Annotated in this window: 21 protein-coding genes; 3 read left to right on the plus strand and 18 right to left on the minus strand. The window is 42.6% G+C overall.

What is annotated here, in order from left to right; genetic code table 11:
* Nucleotides 1-2 precede the first annotated feature (2 nt).
* From hisD to A391_RS0112950, 13 genes are all read right to left on the minus strand, one after another.
* Nucleotides 3-1,298 (minus strand): histidinol dehydrogenase, encoded by a 1,296-nt coding sequence (gene hisD / locus A391_RS0112890; protein WP_019899794.1) that lies wholly within the window; start codon nucleotides 1,296-1,298, stop codon nucleotides 3-5.
* Nucleotides 1,299-1,322: 24 nt separating this feature from the next.
* Nucleotides 1,323-1,967 (minus strand): ATP phosphoribosyltransferase, encoded by a 645-nt coding sequence (gene hisG, locus A391_RS0112895; protein WP_019899795.1) that lies wholly within the window; start codon nucleotides 1,965-1,967, stop codon nucleotides 1,323-1,325.
* Between the two features lie 13 nt (nucleotides 1,968-1,980).
* Nucleotides 1,981-3,246: a UDP-N-acetylglucosamine 1-carboxyvinyltransferase gene (murA, locus tag A391_RS0112900; RefSeq protein WP_019899796.1), complete on the minus strand. Its 1,266-nt coding sequence runs from the start codon at nucleotides 3,244-3,246 to the stop codon at nucleotides 1,981-1,983.
* Nucleotides 3,247-3,558, minus strand: a complete 312-nt coding sequence (grxD, locus tag A391_RS0112905) for a Grx4 family monothiol glutaredoxin (protein ID WP_019899797.1) — start codon at nucleotides 3,556-3,558, stop codon at nucleotides 3,247-3,249.
* Nucleotides 3,559-3,612: 54 nt separating this feature from the next.
* Entirely contained in the window at nucleotides 3,613-3,864 is a 252-nt protein-coding gene (locus tag A391_RS0112910) for a BolA family protein (RefSeq protein ID WP_019899798.1), read from the minus strand.
* Between the two features lie 48 nt (nucleotides 3,865-3,912).
* Entirely contained in the window at nucleotides 3,913-4,713 is an 801-nt protein-coding gene (locus tag A391_RS0112915) for an ABC transporter permease (RefSeq protein WP_019899799.1), read from the minus strand.
* Nucleotides 4,706-5,647 carry an ABC transporter ATP-binding protein gene (locus tag A391_RS0112920; RefSeq protein ID WP_019899800.1) on the minus strand — a complete coding sequence of 314 codons (942 nt, stop codon included), beginning with the start codon at nucleotides 5,645-5,647 and terminating at the stop codon, nucleotides 4,706-4,708. The genes A391_RS0112915 and A391_RS0112920 overlap by 8 nt, the downstream gene beginning before the upstream one ends.
* Nucleotides 5,648-5,860: 213 nt before the next feature.
* Nucleotides 5,861-6,151 (minus strand): STAS domain-containing protein, encoded by a 291-nt coding sequence (locus A391_RS0112925; protein WP_019899801.1) that lies wholly within the window; start codon nucleotides 6,149-6,151, stop codon nucleotides 5,861-5,863.
* Nucleotides 6,148-6,765, minus strand: coding sequence for an MlaC/ttg2D family ABC transporter substrate-binding protein (locus A391_RS0112930; protein WP_019899802.1), 618 nt, complete (start codon nucleotides 6,763-6,765; stop codon nucleotides 6,148-6,150). The genes A391_RS0112925 and A391_RS0112930 overlap by 4 nt, the downstream gene beginning before the upstream one ends.
* 71 nt (nucleotides 6,766-6,836) lie before the next feature.
* Entirely contained in the window at nucleotides 6,837-7,376 is a 540-nt protein-coding gene (gene mlaD / locus A391_RS0112935) for an outer membrane lipid asymmetry maintenance protein MlaD (RefSeq protein WP_019899804.1), read from the minus strand.
* A 31-nt stretch (nucleotides 7,377-7,407) separates the two neighbouring features.
* Entirely contained in the window at nucleotides 7,408-8,211 is an 804-nt protein-coding gene (gene mlaE / locus A391_RS0112940) for a lipid asymmetry maintenance ABC transporter permease subunit MlaE (RefSeq protein WP_019899806.1), read from the minus strand.
* Nucleotides 8,212-8,250: 39 nt separating this feature from the next.
* Nucleotides 8,251-9,045: an ABC transporter ATP-binding protein gene (locus tag A391_RS0112945; protein ID WP_019899808.1), complete on the minus strand. Its 795-nt coding sequence runs from the start codon at nucleotides 9,043-9,045 to the stop codon at nucleotides 8,251-8,253.
* Nucleotides 9,046-9,215: 170 nt separating this feature from the next.
* Nucleotides 9,216-9,863: a prepilin-type N-terminal cleavage/methylation domain-containing protein gene (locus A391_RS0112950; RefSeq protein WP_019899809.1), complete on the minus strand. Its 648-nt coding sequence runs from the start codon at nucleotides 9,861-9,863 to the stop codon at nucleotides 9,216-9,218.
* 242 nt (nucleotides 9,864-10,105) lie between these two features.
* On the opposite strand from A391_RS0112950, the gene A391_RS0112955 reads away from it, so the two are divergent.
* Nucleotides 10,106-11,830, plus strand: coding sequence for a sensor histidine kinase (locus A391_RS0112955; protein ID WP_036317316.1), 1,725 nt, complete (start codon nucleotides 10,106-10,108; stop codon nucleotides 11,828-11,830).
* 93 nt (nucleotides 11,831-11,923) lie between these two features.
* Here the strand turns inward: A391_RS0112955 and ccsB are convergent, their stop codons facing one another.
* From ccsB to A391_RS0112970, 3 genes are all read right to left on the minus strand, one after another.
* Nucleotides 11,924-13,066, minus strand: coding sequence for a c-type cytochrome biogenesis protein CcsB (gene ccsB / locus A391_RS0112960; protein ID WP_019899813.1), 1,143 nt, complete (start codon nucleotides 13,064-13,066; stop codon nucleotides 11,924-11,926).
* Between the two features lie 10 nt (nucleotides 13,067-13,076).
* Nucleotides 13,077-14,990, minus strand: coding sequence for a cytochrome c biogenesis protein ResB (locus tag A391_RS0112965; protein WP_029144187.1), 1,914 nt, complete (start codon nucleotides 14,988-14,990; stop codon nucleotides 13,077-13,079).
* A gap of 218 nt (nucleotides 14,991-15,208) precedes the next feature.
* A complete protein-coding gene (locus A391_RS0112970; protein WP_019899817.1) occupies nucleotides 15,209-15,820 on the minus strand; it encodes a c-type cytochrome in 612 nt (203 codons plus the stop codon).
* 206 nt (nucleotides 15,821-16,026) lie between these two features.
* Here A391_RS0112970 and yihA point away from each other — a divergent pair, with 206 nt between their 5' ends.
* Entirely contained in the window at nucleotides 16,027-16,677 is a 651-nt protein-coding gene (gene yihA, locus A391_RS0112975; protein WP_019899818.1) for a ribosome biogenesis GTP-binding protein YihA/YsxC, read from the plus strand.
* 84 nt (nucleotides 16,678-16,761) lie between these two features.
* Here the strand turns inward: yihA and trmB are convergent, their stop codons facing one another.
* Complete coding sequence (gene trmB / locus A391_RS0112980) at nucleotides 16,762-17,481, minus strand: tRNA (guanosine(46)-N7)-methyltransferase TrmB (RefSeq protein WP_019899819.1); 720 nt, start codon at nucleotides 17,479-17,481, stop codon at nucleotides 16,762-16,764.
* A gap of 96 nt (nucleotides 17,482-17,577) precedes the next feature.
* A complete protein-coding gene (locus A391_RS0112985) occupies nucleotides 17,578-18,741 on the minus strand; it encodes a class I SAM-dependent methyltransferase (protein WP_019899820.1) in 1,164 nt (387 codons plus the stop codon).
* Between the two features lie 40 nt (nucleotides 18,742-18,781).
* On the opposite strand from A391_RS0112985, the gene A391_RS0112990 reads away from it, so the two are divergent.
* The gene (locus A391_RS0112990; RefSeq protein WP_019899821.1) at nucleotides 18,782-19,531 is read left to right on the plus strand and encodes a pteridine reductase; all 750 of its coding nucleotides are present in this window, start codon (nucleotides 18,782-18,784) and stop codon (nucleotides 19,529-19,531) included.
* The last annotated feature ends 38 nt before the right edge of the window (nucleotides 19,532-19,569 follow it).

The raw sequence follows: 19,569 nt of genomic DNA on the forward strand, positions 1-19,569 counted from the left end.
GACTATTTAAGACGATACTCCGCAGAGCGCGCGTGTGCTTGCAGACCTTCACCGTAAGCTAACGTGGCAGCAACCTTACCTAACACTTGCGCACCTTCTGAAGACACCATAATCAAGCTTGAGCGCTTTTGGAAGTCGTAAACACCTAACGGTGATGAAAATCTTGCGGTACGCGAAGTAGGCAAGACGTGATTTGGTCCTGCGCAGTAATCACCCAGGGCCTCACAGGTATCACGTCCCATAAAAATAGCACCCGCGTGTTTAATTTTCTTACTAAAGGCTAATGGCTCTTCAACAGATAATTCCAAGTGCTCTGGCGCAATGTAGTTACTGATTTCTGCCGCCTCTTCCAAATCACGCACATGGATTAAAGCACCACGGTCTGTCAATGAAGTGGTAATAATATCTTTACGCGGCATTTCTTGTACCAATCTCTCGATACTAGCAGCCACTTTGTCTAAAAAGTCAGCATCAGGGCTCAGCAAAATAGATTGCGCTAGTTCATCATGCTCAGCTTGCGAGAACAAGTCCATTGCAATCCAGTCAGGATTAGTTTTCCCATCACAAATGACCAGAATCTCAGACGGGCCGGCCACCATATCAATACCTACTACGCCAAATACGCGACGTTTAGCAGCGGCAACATAAGCATTGCCAGGACCTACTATTTTATCAACTTGTGGGACTGTTTCTGTACCATACGCCAATGCACCAACTGCTTGAGCACCACCTAGACAGAATACACGGTCAACACCACACACGGCAGCAGCAGCCAAGACCAACTGATTTTTCTCACCGTTTGGCGTAGGTACAACCATAATCAACTCTTGAACGCCTGCCACTTTCGCAGGTATCGCATTCATCAATACAGAAGATGGATATGCAGCTTTCCCGCCTGGGACATACAAACCAACACGGTCAAGTGATGTTACTTGCTGGCCAAGCAAAGTGCCGTCAGCCTCTGTATAGCTCCATGAACTCATCAATTGCTTTTCATGATAACTTTTCACACGGTCCGCAGCAGTTTGTAATGCCGATCGCTGCTCTGCTGGTAAACCATTCAATGCCGCAACCAATTCAGACTGACTGATTTCAAGCTCACTGATTTTGCTAGCATTTGTTTTATCGAAACGATTCGTATATTCAAGCACTGCAGCATCACCACGATTTTTAACATCTTTTAAGATATTAGCTACTACCACATCAATGCTATCGTCTTGCGCTGTTTCAAATGCAAGCAATTGTTTTAAGTTGGCTTGGAAATCACTATCTGAAGTAGAAAAACGTCTAATTTTCATATGACTAAACCTATTTACCTAAATTTATTTATTCTTTGCAATGGCAGTTTGAAACGCATCCATAATCGGCTGCAACTTAGCCCTATTAAGCTTAAGTGACGCCTGATTGACAACAAGTCTTGAGCTAATATCACCGACTTCCTCTACGGCTTTAAGCTTGTTTGCACGCAGTGTGCCACCTGTGCTGACCAAATCAACGATCACATCAGCCAACCCAACCAATGGGCCAAGCTCCATAGAACCGTACAGTTTAATTAAATCAACATGCATGCCTTTTGCTGCAAAATGCTCGCGTGCAGTTTTTACGTATTTAGTCACTACTTTAAGGCGCGCACCACTGCGAATAGAGCCAAAGTAATCAAAATCTTCACGCACAGCCACCATCATTTTGCATTTTGCAATCTGCAAATCTATCGGCTGATACAAGCCATCGCCACCATGTTCATCTAACACGTCTTTACCAGCAATACCTAAATCAGCAGCGCCATATTGTACATAAGTAGGCACATCGGTCGCGCGCACGATAATCAAACGGACATCTGGTCGATTCGTTTCTATAATCAGCTTACGAGATGATTCTGGATCTTCAGCCGCATGAATCCCTGCTGCTGCCAGTAATGGTGCAGTTTCTTCAAAAATTCTGCCCTTTGATAGTGCTATCGTAATCATTTTTCAGTATTCTCTATGCTATTCGCTTTACGTTTGCGCCTAGGGCATTTAACTTAGCTTCTAAGTTTTCATAACCACGGTCTAAATGGTAGATACGTTCAATCACAGTATCCCCACGAGCGACCAACCCAGCCAACACCAAGCTGGCTGAAGCACGCAAATCAGTGGCCATGACGGTTGCGCCATCTAAGAACGACACGCCTTTGACCAAGGCTGTATTGCCATCAATATCAATATCGGCGCCCAAGCGTTGCATTTCCTGCACATGCATAAAGCGATTTTCGAAGATTGTTTCCGTCACTTTAGAAACGCCTGTCGCAATGGTATTAAGCGCCATAAACTGCGCCTGCATATCTGTTGGGAAAGCTGGATGAGGTGCGGTACGAATATTCACCGCTTTTAATTGACCATCACTTTTAACAGTAATGCTATCAGCATCGGATGTCACTGTTGCGCCAGCTTCGCGCAATTTCTCAATCACCGCATCCAATAGATGTGTTTGCACATTACGCAATGTCACTTCACCACCAGTCATTGCAACGGCTACCATGTAAGTACCAGCCTCAATACGATCACACACCACATTATGTGTAGCACCTGTTAATCGCTCTACACCCTCGATGGTAATCACGTCTGTACCAGCGCCCGTGATTTTGGCGCCCATTTTAATGAGACACTCCGCCATATCGACGACTTCAGGTTCTTTGGCTGCGTTTTCCAGCACAGTTGTACCGTTCGCCAATGCAGCTGCCATCATTAGATTTTCAGTACCAGTTACCGTGACTAAATCCATGTAATAGCGCGCGCCTTGCAATCGCTGATTAGGTAAATGCTTAGTCGTTGCTTCAATGTAACCATGCTCAATATGAATCTCAGCACCCATTGCCTGCAAGCCTTTAATATGCAGATCAACTGGGCGTGAACCAATGGCACAGCCACCAGGCAACGAAACCCTAGCATGTCCAAAACGCGCTAATAAAGGCCCTAATACCAAGATGGAGGCGCGCATGGTTTTAACCATCTCATACGGCGCTTCTTTTGTGTGGATGACACTTGCGTCTAAAGACACCTTATCGGCATTACGCTCAGCTTTTACGCCCATTTGCTCTAAAAGCTTAATGGTCGAACCGACATCTTTTAATGCAGGTACGCTGGAGAGATGTAACGGTGTTTCAGCAAGTAATGATGCGCACAATATCGGCAGTGCCGCATTTTTAGCACCTGAGACAACAACTTCACCATGAAGGCGATTACCGCCTGTAATCAGTAACTTATCCAATTACTTGGTCGCATTCAATAAAGTTTGAAGCTCACCACTTTCGTACATGGCACGCATAATGTCTGAACCGCCAACAAATTCGCCGTTAATATACAACTGCGGGATTGTTGGCCAATTTGCATAAGTCTTAATACCCTCACGGATATTTTGATCTGCCAATACATCAATAGCAAGGTACTCTACGTTGCATGCATTGAGAATTTGCGTTGCCAAGTTTGAAAATCCACATTGTGGAAATTTTGGACTACCCTTCATGTAAAGTACAACTGGGTTACCTGTTACCTGACTTTTAATTAATTCCTGCGTATCCATTATTTATCCTAATTACAAAACTTTTCACTAGTGTCTGTTAGACACACTTTAAACTTAATCGTTACCTTTTAATTTCAACCACGCCTCCGGCGTAAAGGTTTTCATCGATAAAGCATGTATTTCAGCTTTCATTCTTTCACCTAACGCGGCATATACAAGCTGATGTTGCTTCACCATGTTCTTACCTACGAACTCTGGACTCACGACAATCGCCTCAAAATGCGTACCATCGTCACCTAGTACTTTTATATAATCACACGCTAAATTTTGTGTAATGTATGCTTCTAATTGCTGGGCACTTAACACGTGTCACTCACCTTTTATTATCGAACTCATTTATTATCCAACTTGGCATTATGACCTAAGTTTGTAGCCTGATTTTAACATTTTTAATGTAATCAGTGCTAACACTAGAAATGACGCACCCACGATTAACAAACTGAGTACAGGGGACACATCACCCTTACCAAAAAAGCCATACCTAAACCCATCTATCATGTAGAAGAATGGGTTTAGATGAGATATTTTTTGCCAAAATGGCGGCAATGAATGAATTGAATAAAACACGCCGGACAAAAATGATAAAGGCATAATGATAAAGTTCTGGAAAGCCGCCATCTGATCAAATCGATCAGCCCATATCCCAGCAATGATGCCAAAAGTTCCGAGCAATGCACTGCCAAGTAAGCCAAATGCAATAATCATCCATGGGTTTGCTACTGTTAAATCAACAAACCACATTGCAACAAGATAAATACACAGACCGACAACTAAGCCACGAATAACTGCCGCAATCAAGAACGCCATAAAAAATTGCAAATGCGTCAATGGCGTTAATAAAACAAATACGATATTACCCATGACCTTTGATTGAATCAGGCTAGATGAACTGTTAGCAAAAGCGTTCTGCAACACAGACATCATAATCAAACCGGGGATTAAAAACTCAGTATAGGCAACACCATCATAAACTTGCACATGCTTATCTAGTACATGAGAAAAGATCAACAAATACAGCAGTGCGGTAATTACTGGCGCAGCTACGGTTTGAAAAGAGACGCGCCAAAAACGTAATAACTCTTTTTTAAGTAGCGTCCATGGGCCAACCCAGCCCGACCTGTTACTAAGTGCATCTATCATTTTTGAATCACTCATGATGGTTGGCCATTAATGGTTGCTCTACGGCGACGTTACCAACCAATGACAAAAAGACATCTTCCAAATCAGCTTCATTTAATTGCATATCAATTACCTTGATACCGCTAGCGCGCAGAGATGAAAGCACAAACTCAATCTGAATCATATCGGTTAAGGCAAAGGTATAAATACCATTTTCAGCATGGCGTACTAAACGCTCCACATCATGAGGCAAGCGCACATCACCTAATGTGAGGCGCAAATGCTTACCTGAAAACTTATTGAGCAGATTAGCCGTACTGTCCAAGGCCACCACTTTACCTTGCTTCATCATACCAACACGACTACACAAAGTTTCCGCCTCTTCCAAGTAATGCGTCGTTAAAATAATCGTATGGCCGTCTCGATTTAACTTTTTGATAAACTCCCAAAGCATCTGGCGCAACTCAACATCCACGCCAGCCGTAGGCTCATCTAACACAATCACAGGCGGCTTGTGAGCAAGCGCCTGTGCAATGAGTGCGCGTCGCTTCATCCCTCCAGACAACTTACGCATATTAGTATGTGCTTTATCAGCTAAACCAAGCCCCTCTAACACCTCATCAACCCAAGCGTCATTTTCACGACCTAAGCCAAAATAACCAGCTTGAAACCGCAACATTTCGCGGACGTTAAAAAATGGATCAAACACCAACTCTTGAGGCACGACACCTAACAGTTGACGAGCCTGCTGATATTGCTTTTGCACGTCAAACCCCATGACAGAGATACTGCCAGCGGTTGGCGCAATTAAGCCTGCGAGAATATTAATTAATGTGGACTTTCCAGCACCATTAGGTCCAAGTAACGCAAAGAACTCGCCTTGCTCGATGGCAAGGTCAATACCGTTAAGAGCATGAAGTGCACCAAAATTCTTATGCACACCTTGAATGTGAATTGCAGGATGATTCAAAAAATGACTTTCGATTGTCTATTAAAACCTATTTAAGTACTTAACTACAAAAAAGCCTTAACTTTCAAAAGCGATCATAAATATGCACCACTCATATTTAGTGGTCATTTGAAAATACCAGCTTACAAAAACTACTATTTTTCAATGAATAAGGCGGCGCCAAATTATGATGTGTATCTGAATCAAAATGCAGATTCCGACATCTACCTAGACTTAAGCACTTAGAGGAATAAAATCAGCAACCCCGTAAAGCGTCGCTAAACTACCAAGTCCTTCAGGTAAGCTTTTGAATGTGATTTTATGATGAGAAGCGATTGCTCTGCGTTGCCACTCCATAATCAGACTGATGGCGGCTGTATCTGTATTAGTGACAGCCGAGAAATCAATCTGAAGCCCGTCGTTCATCGGTAACGCGACACTCTCCACGAGCACAGAATTAGCGTTATCGACCAATATCTCGCCAGAGACTAACCATTTATTTTCTTGTGAATCGAAACTAATCATACGCCAGATGCTTTGTTTTTATCCGCAAGTTTCTTATTTAAACTATCAAGGCCATTTTGGCGAATTTCACTACTAAACTGGCTACGATAATTAGTCACCAAACTCACACTCTCAATCACAATATCATATACTTTCCAGCCATTTTCAGCCTTCACTAAACTGTAATCAACGGAGATTGGCTGACCGCCCGGCTGTAAAATCTGTGTTTTAACACTCACGTTTTTAGCACCAGCCTCAGCGCGCATAGGTTTATATTCAATCACCTGATCTTTATATTTACCAAGTGCAGTAGCATAGGTACGTAACAACAAAGTACGGAACTCTTTCTGGAAAGCGGCTTGCTGCTCTGGTGTCGCTGATCTCCAGTTTTTACCTAGCACCATGCGACATACACGATCAAAATCAAAATTTGGTAATATTTTCTCTTCAGCTAAGGCAAAAATCTTTTTCTGATCACCGGCCTGAATATCTTTATCGCTCTTGATAGTATTGAGCACATCATCTGCCGTACGCTTCACTAGCTCATCAGCAGAAAGCTCTGCAGCCAAGCTAACATTCACAAACATCGTGGTAATGAAAGCTACGTTCATTACTAATTTCAAAAACATTTTCATTGGAGCCCTTTTATATTTTCGTCAAAATGACCAAATAGTTAAATCAACATCAAGTCTGTTGCTAACCCTGACTAAAACGGTGCATCACCTAATTCGGTTGACTTGCCTTCTTTCGATGCAGCTGGCGCAGTTGCTTCCGCACCTTTATCAGCCTCTGTTTCAGAAGCTTTGCTATACAAGAATTGACTAATCATTTTTTCTAACACAATCGCATCTTGTGTCTGCGTAATCTTATCACCACTCTTTAATACATCGTCCTCACCACCAGCCTCTAAGCCAACATACTGCTCACCTAACAGACCTGCCGTGTAAATATTGGCAAATGTATCTTTTGGAAACTCATAACGCTTATCTATTTTGATGGTGACGATTGCTTCATATGTTTTAGGATCAAAACCAATTTCAGCAACGCGACCCACCACCACACCAGCACTTTTTACAGGTGCATTAGGTTTCAAGCCACCTATGTTTTCAAAAGCAGCACTTACATGGTAAGTCTCACCTATTGTATTTGAAGTTAAATTACCCACCTTCATGGCAAGACCAAGCAATGCTGCTGCGCCTAAAGCCACAAAAATCCCAACCCATAAATCTATTTTTGTTCTTTCCACTTCACTACCCTCTCAACTATGTTTTTATGGGCTAAACAACCAACATAAAAGACGTTAATACAAAATCTAAACCTAATACCGTTAGTGATGAAATCACTACTGTCCGAGTAGTCGCGTGACTGACCCCCTCTGCGGTTGGTGGTGCATCAAAGCCTTCAAATAACGCAATCATGGTACAAGCAACACCGAACACCACACTTTTAATCACGCCATTAATAATATCTGCACGCACATCTACATTGGCTTGCATTTGCGACCAAAATGCACCTTCGTCAACACCGATCAAAGGCACAGCAACCAAATAACCACCAAGCACACCCACCATTGAAAATAATGAAGCAAGGATAGGCATGGAAATCACACCTGCCCAAAATCTTGGTGCAACCACTCTTGCAATTGGGTTTACAGCCATCATCTCCATTGCAGATAATTGCTCAGTCGTTTTCATTAAGCCAATTTCAGCGGTGATCGCTGTGCCGGCACGGCCAGCAAATAGTAAGGCTGTTACTACAGGGCCCAACTCTCTCACCAACGCTAAAGCGACAAGCACGCCAATCGCTTCTGATGAGCCATATTTTTGCAAGGTATTATAGCCTTGCAAAGCTAACACCATACCCACAAAGAATGCAGAAACGATGATAATCAATAAAGACATCACACCGGTAAAGTAAATTTCACGCAATGTGAGATGAAAACGTTTAAAACTTTCACCCGAGTAAATAATTGCCAACATAAAAAGCCGCGCACCTGCACCTAAACGCCAGATACGCGCAATCATGCGATGCCCAATACCGCTTAAAAGCCGAGAAATTTTATTAATTATTAGATTGATCATTAAACTAAATCCATTGAACTGCTATTGTGAGCGACATGCTTAACCCAACAACTGGGCGCGATAATCAGGCGCGGCATAATGGAAAGGCACCGGACCATCTTTTTCGCCATGAACAAACTGGTGGACAAATGGAAGCGTAGATTGCATTAAATCTTCAGGTGTGCCCTCTGCCGTTACTTCACCATTTGCGACAAAGTACACATAATCAGCGATTAAGAAAGTTTCTTTGACATCGTGCGAAACAATGATGGAGGTCGCACCAAGCGCATCGTTCAAGCTACGAATCAAGCCACAGATGACGCCCATAGAAATAGGATCAAGGCCAGCGAATGGCTCATCATACATAATGATATTTGGATCTAAGGCAACCGCCCTTGCCAATGCCACGCGGCGCGCCATACCGCCAGACAATTCAGCTGGCATAAACTTATGCGCACCACGCAAGCCTACTGCATTAAGCTTCAATAACACCAAGTCTCGTATCATAGACTCAGGCAAATCTGTTAACTCTCGCATCGGAAAAGCAACGTTATCAAATACGCTTAAGTCGGTAAATAAAGCACCATGCTGAAACAACATGCCCATAGTACGGCGCAATTGATAAATGCCATCACGCGTTTGCTTATGCACCACATGCCCATCCACCCGCACTTCACCTTTAGTAGGCTTAATTTGTCCACCGATCAAACGTAGCAACGTGGTTTTGCCGCTACCGCTACCGCCCATAATGGCCACGACTTTCCTCTTAGGAAAAACCATGTTAATGCCCTTATGCAATAAGCGACCGTTGTACCCAAAGGAAAGATTATCGATTTCTACAATATTTGATGTCATTTAAAGCACAATTTTTCAGTTAGTTTTCTTGCTTTTACTCAAGTTGCCATTTTAGAACAATTAGGATTCTACGCAAGCTTAAATGTCACAAATGCAACATGGATAAGCCTAATGCCTAGTAATACAAATAAAAAAGCCCGCCTAGAGCGGGCCTTAAAACAAAACTCAACTTAGAAACTCATGCATACTGTGTAGGGATCACCCTCTGCTATGGCAGTAGTCGCTACTGGAGCTGGCGTACCACTAACAATTGCACGCAGAGAACCTGTCGCGGTATTGCCGTCGTCCATATTAATGTCGATCTGCTTAACTAGGCGACCCGCAATATTCTCTGAACACACGACATACAACCCAGTCATACCTGTAATTGTAGTAAATCCAGTCCCCATACTTTGCACACCGATTCGACCATTGTCTGAATTTCTAGGTAAGTAATTGGCATCACTTGTTAAGGTTGGGCCAGTTGCCAAACCAGCAAGACGCACATGCTGCCAAAACAAAGCAGACTCATCAGTTAGCGTAGTTGAGTTCCATGCGCCTTCAATACGTGCATTCCCTACTGTACCGCCAGTCGTCGCGGGATCAGCCGCATTACCTACGTGAGCTTCAACACCAGCATCATCACCTGGCAAGGCCTTAAACTTATCTTGATAGCCATAAATAAATATTTGCGCGTTTTTAAAATCACTCGCGATACTTTTCGCTTTAGCACTATTAATAAGCTCTTGCCCCTTGAGCACGCCTCCAAGCAATAAGCCAATAATTACCAGCACAATTGCTAACTCAATGAGTGTAAAGCCTGCTTGTGTTCTTTTCATTTAATTCCCCGAGCTGTGCACAATTGAATGCGCCATTTTAAACATGTAAGTTGAAACACTCAAAGTGTTAATTTTTAGCAAGCAAATAACATACCAGTTACGATTGATTGCACCTGCCACTTATTTGCTTGTATTCTACAAGATATAACATCTATTAAGCACGAATTATTGTCAAAGTTTAGACACTTATGTTCAAATTCTAACAGTATGTTAATTTTGTCAACTTGTGAATGATCCAAAATATGCGCACGCTTTATCAATTTTACCAATTAGCCCTCAACAACCATGATCGCTTGATGGCGCTCATGATGCTGTCTTTACATGCGCTTTTAATCTGGGGTGGCAACGGTCATTTACAAACCGCATTACTACTATGCCATTACGGCTTCTTTTTGTTATGGCAGCCAGTCATGCGCCAGAGCGATAAGTTATCTTGGAAAATGGTAGGGATTGTACTGATTGGCGCTTACCTCACCACTTTCCTTACCAACTGGTGGGTCACCGCGTTTTGGATTGCAGGTTTATTTTCATTGATTGGCGGACGTGTGCTTTCGAGCGAAGCTTCGCAGTCAAAAGTGCCGAACATTCTTGCTGCTTCATATCTGCTTGCCATTCTCTTACTGTGGGTTGTGCCTAAACTGCTAGATGCAAATAATGACTTGCTCGCTGCAGAACTACTCCTTATTTATGTATTACCAATACTTCCGCTCACTATTTTATTTTTATCCGCCAAAAAGAACAGCCCCGCATATACGCCCAATATTGACTTCTTTTATACATTACTTATTTTCTTACTGACAATAATTGTCATATTAAGCAGCTTTACGATTGGCATTATTTGGCAAATTCACTATGTAAAACTGCTTATTTTTACTGTTTTTGGCCTTGCAACTACACTAATAGCAATTAGTTGGCTTTGGAATCCTAGCGCAACATTCTCAGGCTTGGAACTGCTGATGTCGCGCTATTTGTTAAGCATAGGCTTGCCGTTTGAGCAGTGGATTAGGAAGATTGCAGCATTTGCTGAAAACGAAACTTCTGCAGAGGGGTTTTTGCAAGCATCAATGCGTGAGCTAGCAGCTCTAAATTGGGTTAGTGGGGTGTCATGGCACTCTAACAACGCTCATCAAGAGATTGGCGAAACCACTCACTTTATTTCCACCTTCAGTTTTCAACAACTTCATTTAACGCTTTATTCGCGCTGGCAATTTACACCTGCAATGTACCTCCACGTGCAGCTACTCACGCAGATTTTAGGCGAGTTTTACGAAGCAAAACGCCGTGAAGAAACGATTAGCCAAAACGCTTATATGCAAAGCCTTTATGAAACTGGCTCTCGACTAACGCATGACATTAAGAACATTTTACAATCATTAGGCACGTTGTCTGCCGCTGCGGAGCAGAGCAATCATGCAGATGATGACGCCAGACTAGTTGACCTTATCAAAAAGCAACTTCCGAGATTAAGCCAGCGCCTTTCAAGCACACTGAACAAACTTGAAGAGCCGGGTGTAGAGAAAAAAAATCAGGCTAAAGTTAGCCATTGGTGGAAAAACTTTAAACAACTTAATGCACATTACCAAGTGCAGTTTGAAGCGCCTGCGCACTTACCAAAAACTGACATAGATCCAGATGTATTGGATAGCGTAGTCGATAACTTGATACAAAACGCCCTGGAGAAGGCCAGACTTGAACCTGGGATTAGTATCAATGTCGCATTAATGCCATCCAATCACTTTTGCATTGAAGTCACCGATACTGGCTCAGCCATACCTAGGGAGATTGCTGACAAGCTTTTTAAATCCCATGTCAGCTCAAAAAGTGGCTTAGGTGTTGGGTTGTATCACGCTGCGCAGCAAGCTGAAAACGCAGGCTATCTATTAAGCCTGATGGACAATGCTGATGGTGAGGTAAGATTTAGACTGGAGAAAACAACAGAACAAGCATCTACTGTAGCGAATGATTGATGAGGTTAATAAAGATAAAGCATTGTAATTAATCACAATGCTTTATCTTTTAACGAATGGTAGCTGTATTAAACCAACAGAAGAGACTCTAAGCTAGAGCGTGCCATATGAGTGCAAACCACTCAGGAACATATTCACACCTAAGAATGCGAAAGTCGTAATAATCAAACCAATCAATGACCACCAAGCCAACAACGGGCCACGCAACCCTTTAACCATACGCAAATGTAGCCAGGCTGCGTAATTCAGCCAGACGATCAACGCCCAAGTTTCTTTAGGGTCCCAGCTCCAATAACCACCCCAAGCCTCAGCTGCCCACATTGCACCCAAAATGGTTGCAATCGTGAAAAACGCAAATCCGACCGCAATTGATTTGTACATCAAATCATCTAGCACTTCTAGGCTAGGCAAACGAGAAGTAAGCACACCTTTGCTAGAGAGCAGGTAGGCCAACGCGACCATTGCAGCAAGTGAAAACGCGCCATATCCTACGAAATTAGCTGGGACATGAATTTTCATCCAGTAACTTTGTAACGCTGGCACCAGCGGCTGAATATTATGTGCCTCACGATCAAAGGTATACCACAAGATAAAACCAACCGCGGCATTAATGACCAATAGCACAAACCCACCTAGCTGCTTAGTATTTAGCTTTTGCTCGTAATGCAAATACAACAAAGCGGTAATGAGACAGAACAACACAAAAACTTCATACAAATTACTCACTGGAATATGGCCGACATCTACGCCAATAAGATAAGACTCATACCAGCGCACCATCAAACCAACGAACCCGAACAGCACCGCTACCCATGTTAAAGCTGAAGCCACATTCGCGCTAAAAGCACTGCGCTTATATAGCGCAAACCAATACGTCACCATTGCAAGCACGAATAAAACATTCATCCACATAATGGCAGACTGGCTTGAAATTAAAAATTTAAGGAAAAACACTTCCGTTGCGCGCGTCTGATCCCCTTGATATAAGGCGATGGAGGCAAGGCTGATGACCCCTACACCTATCACCAATTTACCCAGCGACTTCCACTGCCATCCTAAATAACTAAATAGCAGTGCAGCTCCAAATAAGAAAGTAACCTCATACGCATCCATATAATGTGCGTATTTAATAAAGGCAAATATTGAACCAGCCAGAACAATTAAGGCATAAAGCCAATCTTGCCAATTTAACCTTTGTAACAATGTTTTTTGTTGATAATTCAATGTATTGTTCATTTCTATATCCTTAGCTAACAATGCCAGCAAGTTGTTCTCGGTACAAACTAAACTCTTTTTCAAAATCCAGATTCTTACGATTTGAAGCCATTGCAAAGTGCACCTCATTAGCACTTGGCTTGAGGTACAACCAAATTCTTCTTTCTCGGATATACATCATGGAAAAAATACCCAATACCAAAATCACCGAGCCTAAATAAACCCACTTTTGCCCTGGTGACTTAGTTAACTGCAAGCCACTCGCTTCTTTATGTTCGAACTGGTTAAGCTGCAAATAATAGGGTGCCCCATAAAAGAACATATCACTAAATGCATTGAGACTATCACGCATCAACGCTTCTGTTTCAGGCGTATTTTTAAGCAGAGGTTTATTGCTCAATTCCAAACCCATGTTATAAGCTTCATAAGCTGCGATATTCACCATCTTAATATAAGTTGTTGCTGAGGCTTCACGCTCTTTTTCAGGCACACTTTGCTCAATGACTTTAGCAACCTCACTATAACCACCCTGCGCAAAGATTGTTAGCAAACGCACTAAGCTTAACTCAAACTGTTTTTTGACTTCAGGATTATCACTAACACCTAATGATTTTTTGGCGATGCGCTTCGCTATTTCCTGATATTTAGACTGGTCTAGCATCACCGCCCTAAAACCCATAAAGCCATTGATACTGAGATCTTCATCGGCAGGGATTCTTAAATAACGAAAATCTTCCTGCACTGTTTCACGCATACCAGACAAGAAATAAAACTTGCCGTCAATTTGCATCGGCTGCATATAGGTAACGTACTCAATCGCCTGACCACGGCTATCGCGTAGTTTATATGTCACATTAGGTCCTACGTTATGCGGCTTACCCTTACCGTCAGGTGACATATTAATAATATTAAACTTACGGAAGTCATTATATTCAACACGCAAAAGGTCATCGCCGTCACCTAATGCACCCTCATCAAAAATTGCACCAGTCAACTCACGTGATTTATCGCTTGGAGAAAACAGGTCCCACACATTGAATTTAAGACCAGTTCCGCCATCTTGGAAGTCTGATTGATAAATCGCGATGCCTTTGTAGGTTAATGGATGATTAACGCTGATTGTTTTAGTGATTGGCTCTTTTAACTCTGGGTCAAAAATCACCAAGTCACTCTCAAATGACTTTGGCTGACCTGTGGCATAATGTTCTATACGAAAATCTTTCAAACCCACAGCGAATGGTAGCTCTTGAACCAAGTATCCATCGCGCACGCGTAAAAAAGCCACATTGTGCGTTGCACCCTCTGACAAGGTCATATTGCCACGGAACGAAGGATTGCTGACAGACATACGGCTTTCTGCCGGCACTTTTGAAACAGGCAGATCTAAGGTTTCGATACGTTTATAACCCAACATTTCCTGCACTTTAAACGGCAAGTTCCCGTCTAATAAACCGCCAAACAAAATCACCACCATCGCCACATGGGTGAATATATAACCCCAGCGCTGATGAGTACCCGCTTTAGCAGCAATCAACTCACTGCCATCTTCTTGTGCTTTGATTTTATATTTAAAACCTTTTGCATTTAAAAAATGTAAAAGATTTTGCTTAGTAGCAGCATAATCCGCAGTTAAATTAAACGTAGCTTGATGACTAAAAGCGCGCAGTGATTTTTCAGTAGCATGATCTTTAAATGTGCGCCATTCTTTGAGCATTGCAGGTGTGTTTCGATAAATACACAAGCTGGTAGATATTACCAAAAACAACAGAATCACTAAAAACCAAACGCTATGATAAACATCATACAAGCCAAGATATTCAAACAGAGCGAACCAAAACTGCCCAAATTTTACAATGTAGTTCTCATATGGCTCATTTTGCTTAAGCACAGTACCAATAACAGAAGCAACACCTAGAACACTCAGCAAACTCACAGCAAAACGCATAGAGCTAAGCAAATCTAAGAAGTTTTTAGTAAATGATAATTTAGGATTCAAAATACGGCACTCTGAGGGTAAATTTAGGTTAATGCTCGTGGACGCTATTGTAACTTATGACTTTAGCTGAGCAGTGATAGTTGCTAACCTTAACAAAAAAGGAGGTTTTCCCAGACATTTAGCGTTAAAAAGGGTAGCATTGCCACCCTTTTTTAATTCACACTAATTTAACGTAAACCTTGAATATAATCTGCTACAGCAGCCATTTCTGCATCAGACATCTTAGCTGCAATTGCCATCATCATTGGCGCATTTGCACGCTCACCTGAACGGAAAGCTTTCAATTGTGCAAGTGTGTAATCAGCATGCTGACCGCTTAAGCGTGGAAACTGTTTTGGTAAACCTGCACCATTTGGACTGTGGCATGCCGCACAAGCTGGCACATTAGTCGCTGCATTGCCTGCACGGTAGATTTTTTCACCTACAGAACCGACACCATTTGACTTTGCTTTGGCTAATGTAGTTGGTTTAGCCGCAAAATAAGCCGCTAACTCTTTCATTTCAACATCAGTCAATCCAGCAGCCATGCCTGACATAACAGCGTTCGCACGCTTACCAGACTTAAACTCCATTAATTGCTTCTCTAAATACTCTGGGTGCTGACCTGCCAATTTAGGATTAAGGCTAATCGCGCTATTTCCATCTGCTGCGTGGCATGCGGCGCAGACATTGTTTACTGTTTGCTGTGCAGATTTTGTCGCAGAATCTTCTGCCTGTGCATTAATAGAAATCCCCAACATTAAACCAGATATTAACCAAGCTAGATGACGAAATTGCATTACCGCTCCTAAATCTAAATTATTCAACCAATTAACGCGCTATTTTAGCGAAAAACAACTATTCGTGATAGCATTTTTCACCATTACATCAATTCCTTTAATAATTCAAAAAAACTGTCACTATCTGTCATGCAAAATTCATGACATCGATTTGAAAAACATATTGAATTACATAGGGAGCTTGCTTTACCAAAATCAGGATCAATATGCCTTTATTTCAAAATGCCGCTTTCTTTATCTCCGCCCACCACCTGCGTGATTTACCGCCAGCCAGTGGTATTGAAGTTGCCTTTGCTGGCCGTTCAAATGCTGGAAAATCTAGCGCACTTAACACGTTGGCTAACCACAACCGCTTGGCATTTGTCAGTAAACAACCTGGGCGTACTCAGCTTATCAACTTTTTCACACTAGGCAACGATAGACACCTTGTAGATTTACCCGGCTATGGCTACGCTAAAGTACCTGAAGCAATGCGCGCGCACTGGCAAAACGTGTTGGCACGCTACTTGGGTGAGCGTACTAGCTTAGGAGGCTTAGTGTTAGTGATGGATAGTCGTCATCCACTCACTCCACTGGACCGTCAAATGCTCGATTGGTTCTGTCCTAGCGGCAAACCTGTCCACGTTTTACTGACAAAATCAGATAAGTTATCACGCGGGGAAGCCTCTTTGACGCTAAACCGAGTCCGCAAGGAGTTGATAGAAACGTGGGGCAATCACTATCACAGCGAGTGCACGATTCAATTATTTTCTAGCTTAAAGAAACAAGGCGTAGAAGAAGCTGAGAAAGTGATTGGTAAATGGTTATTTGCTGAAGAAGAGGAAGACGACAACAACGCAACAACTGAGACTATTTAACCTATAGATTAAATAGTCTTTAAATACCTTGAATCACTTTACAACCTAGCAGGCCGACCACTTAAGTCAGTCAAGGTAGAGCAATTATTTACGCGTAAACACCATATCCCAGACACCATGACCAAGCTTCAGTCCACGATTCTCAAACTTGGTAAGCGGACGATAACTCGGCTTGACGGCATAATCTTTTGCCGTGTTTTCCAATTGCGCTTCTGCGTTGAGTACTTCTAACACCCATTCTGCATATTCTTGCCAATCCGTTGCCACATGTAGATAGCCACCAGCCTTTAGCTTAGTGCATAACAAATTGACAAACTCAGCCTGAATCAACCGGCGTTTGTGATGGCGTTTTTTATGCCAAGGATCAGGGAAAAAGATATGCACGCCATCTAAGCTAGCATCCGCCAACATGTGATGTAACACTTCAACCACATCATGCTGAATCACACGAATGTTTGTTAGCGCATTTTCCTGAATCAGTTTAAGCAGTGCGCCCACACCTGGGGTATGTACCTCGGCGGCTAAAAAATCACAATCAGGTAGCACTTGAGCGATTTTGGCGGTCGTCTCACCCATACCAAAACCAATCTCCAGAATCTTTTTACTATCTGCTCGATTAAATACTGCATTTAGATCTAATAATTCAGGTGTGTAATTCACCCCAAATTGTGGAAGACCTGTTTCTAATGCACGCGCCTGACCTTTAGTTAAACGCCCCTGGCGTAACACGAAACTGCGAATACGGCGCTGACTTAGCGCTTCGGTTTCATTTTCAACTTGTTCTGTTTGATTTAATGTATTCATAAGCCCGAATTATACTTCAGGTACAACAACTCGTCAGTGACAACAACTCGTCAAGCACAACAATTCAGCACGGCCATATTACTGACATGATTATTTTTAAAGCGTGTGTGACTTATCACCAGACGAAAAACCGATTAACGCTTGATTTAGTCCTTTACCTAAGGCGATTACTTTAAATAAATCTCCCATTTCCGCAGGAGACAATAACTTTTGTGCAGCAGCGGCCAGCGGTGCATAGCGCGCCATATCATGAGAAGAAACTTGACTCATGATCTCTAAAATTCCGCAGTTCATTAAAAATTGTGCTTGTGAACAAAAGCCCATCAATTCAAGACCATTGTGCTCACCAGCATCAGCAACACTAGTAAAGTCCACATGCGCAGTAATATCCTGCAAACCAACATAAACTAGCGGATCAATGTGTGCGTAATGCTGATAATGACACATCAACGTCCCAAGATTACGCTGTGGATGATAGTACTCTCGTGCAGAAAAACCATAATCAACCATCATGATGGCGCCATGCTTTAATGAACAACCCAAGCTACTAACAAGGCCAATTGCCGCAGGGCTGATTTCAGTCAGATAATCATCAGGCAACTCATGTGCATTCGCTAAATCAAAAATCTCACCAGAAGCTAATGGCTGATCTTGCCAATAAAAACTGCCGTTAAACGATACACCTCGCTCATACAATAATTGTGAATCAGCAGGGATTGGCTTGTATACCAAATGTACGGGAACAGCATCCAGCACTTCATTGCCCAACATAACGCCAACGAAATCGACTGGCAAGGTATCCAGCCAAACAACTCGTTCAAACAATGCTTCAGGAAGACTTTTCTGCATCGTTTCAAGCTGAACCTGGCGCAAGTAAGCACTAACTTCAAGGATGTAATAATGAGACGGCAGTTGGTTAAGTGCCTGTAAGCTTAGCAACAAATCAACGGCGAGCTTACCAGAACCTGCACCTAGCTCAAGCACATCTCCCTGCGCTTCAATTAACACCTGTGCCACTTGGTTAGCAAACGCTTGTGCAAACAAAGGCGAAATTTCAGGTGCGGTGACAAAATCTCCGCCTACACCGAACTTTTTAGCGCCGCCGCTGTAATAACCTAGGCTAGGTGTGTAAAGCGCCATCTGCATAAAGTCCGCAAATGATAGCCAACCGCCATGCTGACTGATTCTATCTTGAATTAACAATGCAAGCTGTTGACTATGCGCTTGTGCATCAGCGTTAGGAATAGGTAATGAACTCATAAGCCATTATAATATTTTAGAAGAAAGAAATGAGTAAACTGTGGATACAAACAAAGATAAAGTTATTTTAATCACGGGCGGTGCCAAGCGCGTTGGTGCATCCATGTGCCGTGAACTGCATAAGCATGGTGCCAGGCTAATGATTCATTACAACACCAGCATATCAGAGGCTCGCGCGCTTCAAGCAGAACTGAATTTACTACGCGCAAATTCAGTCGCTATTATCCAAGGTGATTTGCTTAACAATAACGTATTACCTACGCTGGTAAGTGAAACTGTGAATCAGTTTGGTAAATTAGACGTGCTCATCAATAATGCATCAACTTACTACCCAACAGACTTAGGGCAAATTAACGAAGAAAATTGGCAAGACTTAATCGGTAGCAATTTAAAAGCACCTGTATTTCTAGCACAAGCGGCAGCACCTGAGTTGCGTAAAAACCACGGCTGCATTATTAATATCACTGATATGCATATTGAACGCCCGAAAAAAGGCTATATTATTTACAGCGTGGCAAAGGCTGGCTTAGTAACACTCACCAAATCACTCGCACATGAGCTTAGCCCAGAAGTGAGAGTCAATGCTGTAGCGCCAGGTCCTGTACAATGGCCTGAAAGCAACCCACAATTTGATGAAGTCTATCGCCAACGCGTCATCAACCAAACATTACTCAAACGCGTAGGTGAGGCTGAAGACGTTGCCAAAGCAGTTAAGTTCTTAATTTACGACGCACCATTTATTACAGGTCACGTATTAGCAGTTGACGGCGGCCGCTCTTTAAACCTGTAACGGCACTTAACCAACACCCCATCAAACATGATGCCAAC

The sequence above is a fragment of the Methylotenera mobilis 13 genome, assembly GCF_000384255.1.
GTDB lineage: Bacteria > Pseudomonadota > Gammaproteobacteria > Burkholderiales > Methylophilaceae > Methylotenera > Methylotenera mobilis_B.

Bases quoted from the DNA above. Each gene is read 5' to 3' on its own strand.
- hisD (WP_019899794.1), bottom strand. From the start codon at position 1,298: ATGAAAATTAGACGTTTTTCTACTTCAGATAGTGATTTCCAAGCCAAC.
- hisG (WP_019899795.1), bottom strand. From the start codon at position 1,967: ATGATTACGATAGCACTATCAAAGGGCAGAATTTTTGAAGAAACTGCA.
- grxD (WP_019899797.1), bottom strand. From the start codon at position 3,558: ATGGATACGCAGGAATTAATTAAAAGTCAGGTAACAGGTAACCCAGTT.
- A391_RS0112915 (WP_019899799.1), bottom strand. From the start codon at position 4,713: ATGAGTGATTCAAAAATGATAGATGCACTTAGTAACAGGTCGGGCTGG.
- A391_RS0112925 (WP_019899801.1), bottom strand. From the start codon at position 6,151: ATGATTAGTTTCGATTCACAAGAAAATAAATGGTTAGTCTCTGGCGAG.
- A391_RS0112930 (WP_019899802.1), bottom strand. From the start codon at position 6,765: ATGAAAATGTTTTTGAAATTAGTAATGAACGTAGCTTTCATTACCACG.
- mlaE (WP_019899806.1), bottom strand. From the start codon at position 8,211: ATGATCAATCTAATAATTAATAAAATTTCTCGGCTTTTAAGCGGTATT.
- A391_RS0112945 (WP_019899808.1), bottom strand. From the start codon at position 9,045: ATGACATCAAATATTGTAGAAATCGATAATCTTTCCTTTGGGTACAAC.
- A391_RS0112950 (WP_019899809.1), bottom strand. From the start codon at position 9,863: ATGAAAAGAACACAAGCAGGCTTTACACTCATTGAGTTAGCAATTGTG.
- A391_RS0112955 (WP_036317316.1), top strand. From the start codon at position 10,106: ATGCGCACGCTTTATCAATTTTACCAATTAGCCCTCAACAACCATGAT.
- ccsB (WP_019899813.1), bottom strand. From the start codon at position 13,066: ATGAACAATACATTGAATTATCAACAAAAAACATTGTTACAAAGGTTA.
- A391_RS0112965 (WP_029144187.1), bottom strand. From the start codon at position 14,990: ATGCGTTTTGCTGTGAGTTTGCTGAGTGTTCTAGGTGTTGCTTCTGTT.
- A391_RS0112970 (WP_019899817.1), bottom strand. From the start codon at position 15,820: ATGCAATTTCGTCATCTAGCTTGGTTAATATCTGGTTTAATGTTGGGG.
- yihA (WP_019899818.1), top strand. From the start codon at position 16,027: ATGCCTTTATTTCAAAATGCCGCTTTCTTTATCTCCGCCCACCACCTG.
- trmB (WP_019899819.1), bottom strand. From the start codon at position 17,481: ATGAATACATTAAATCAAACAGAACAAGTTGAAAATGAAACCGAAGCG.
- A391_RS0112985 (WP_019899820.1), bottom strand. From the start codon at position 18,741: ATGAGTTCATTACCTATTCCTAACGCTGATGCACAAGCGCATAGTCAA.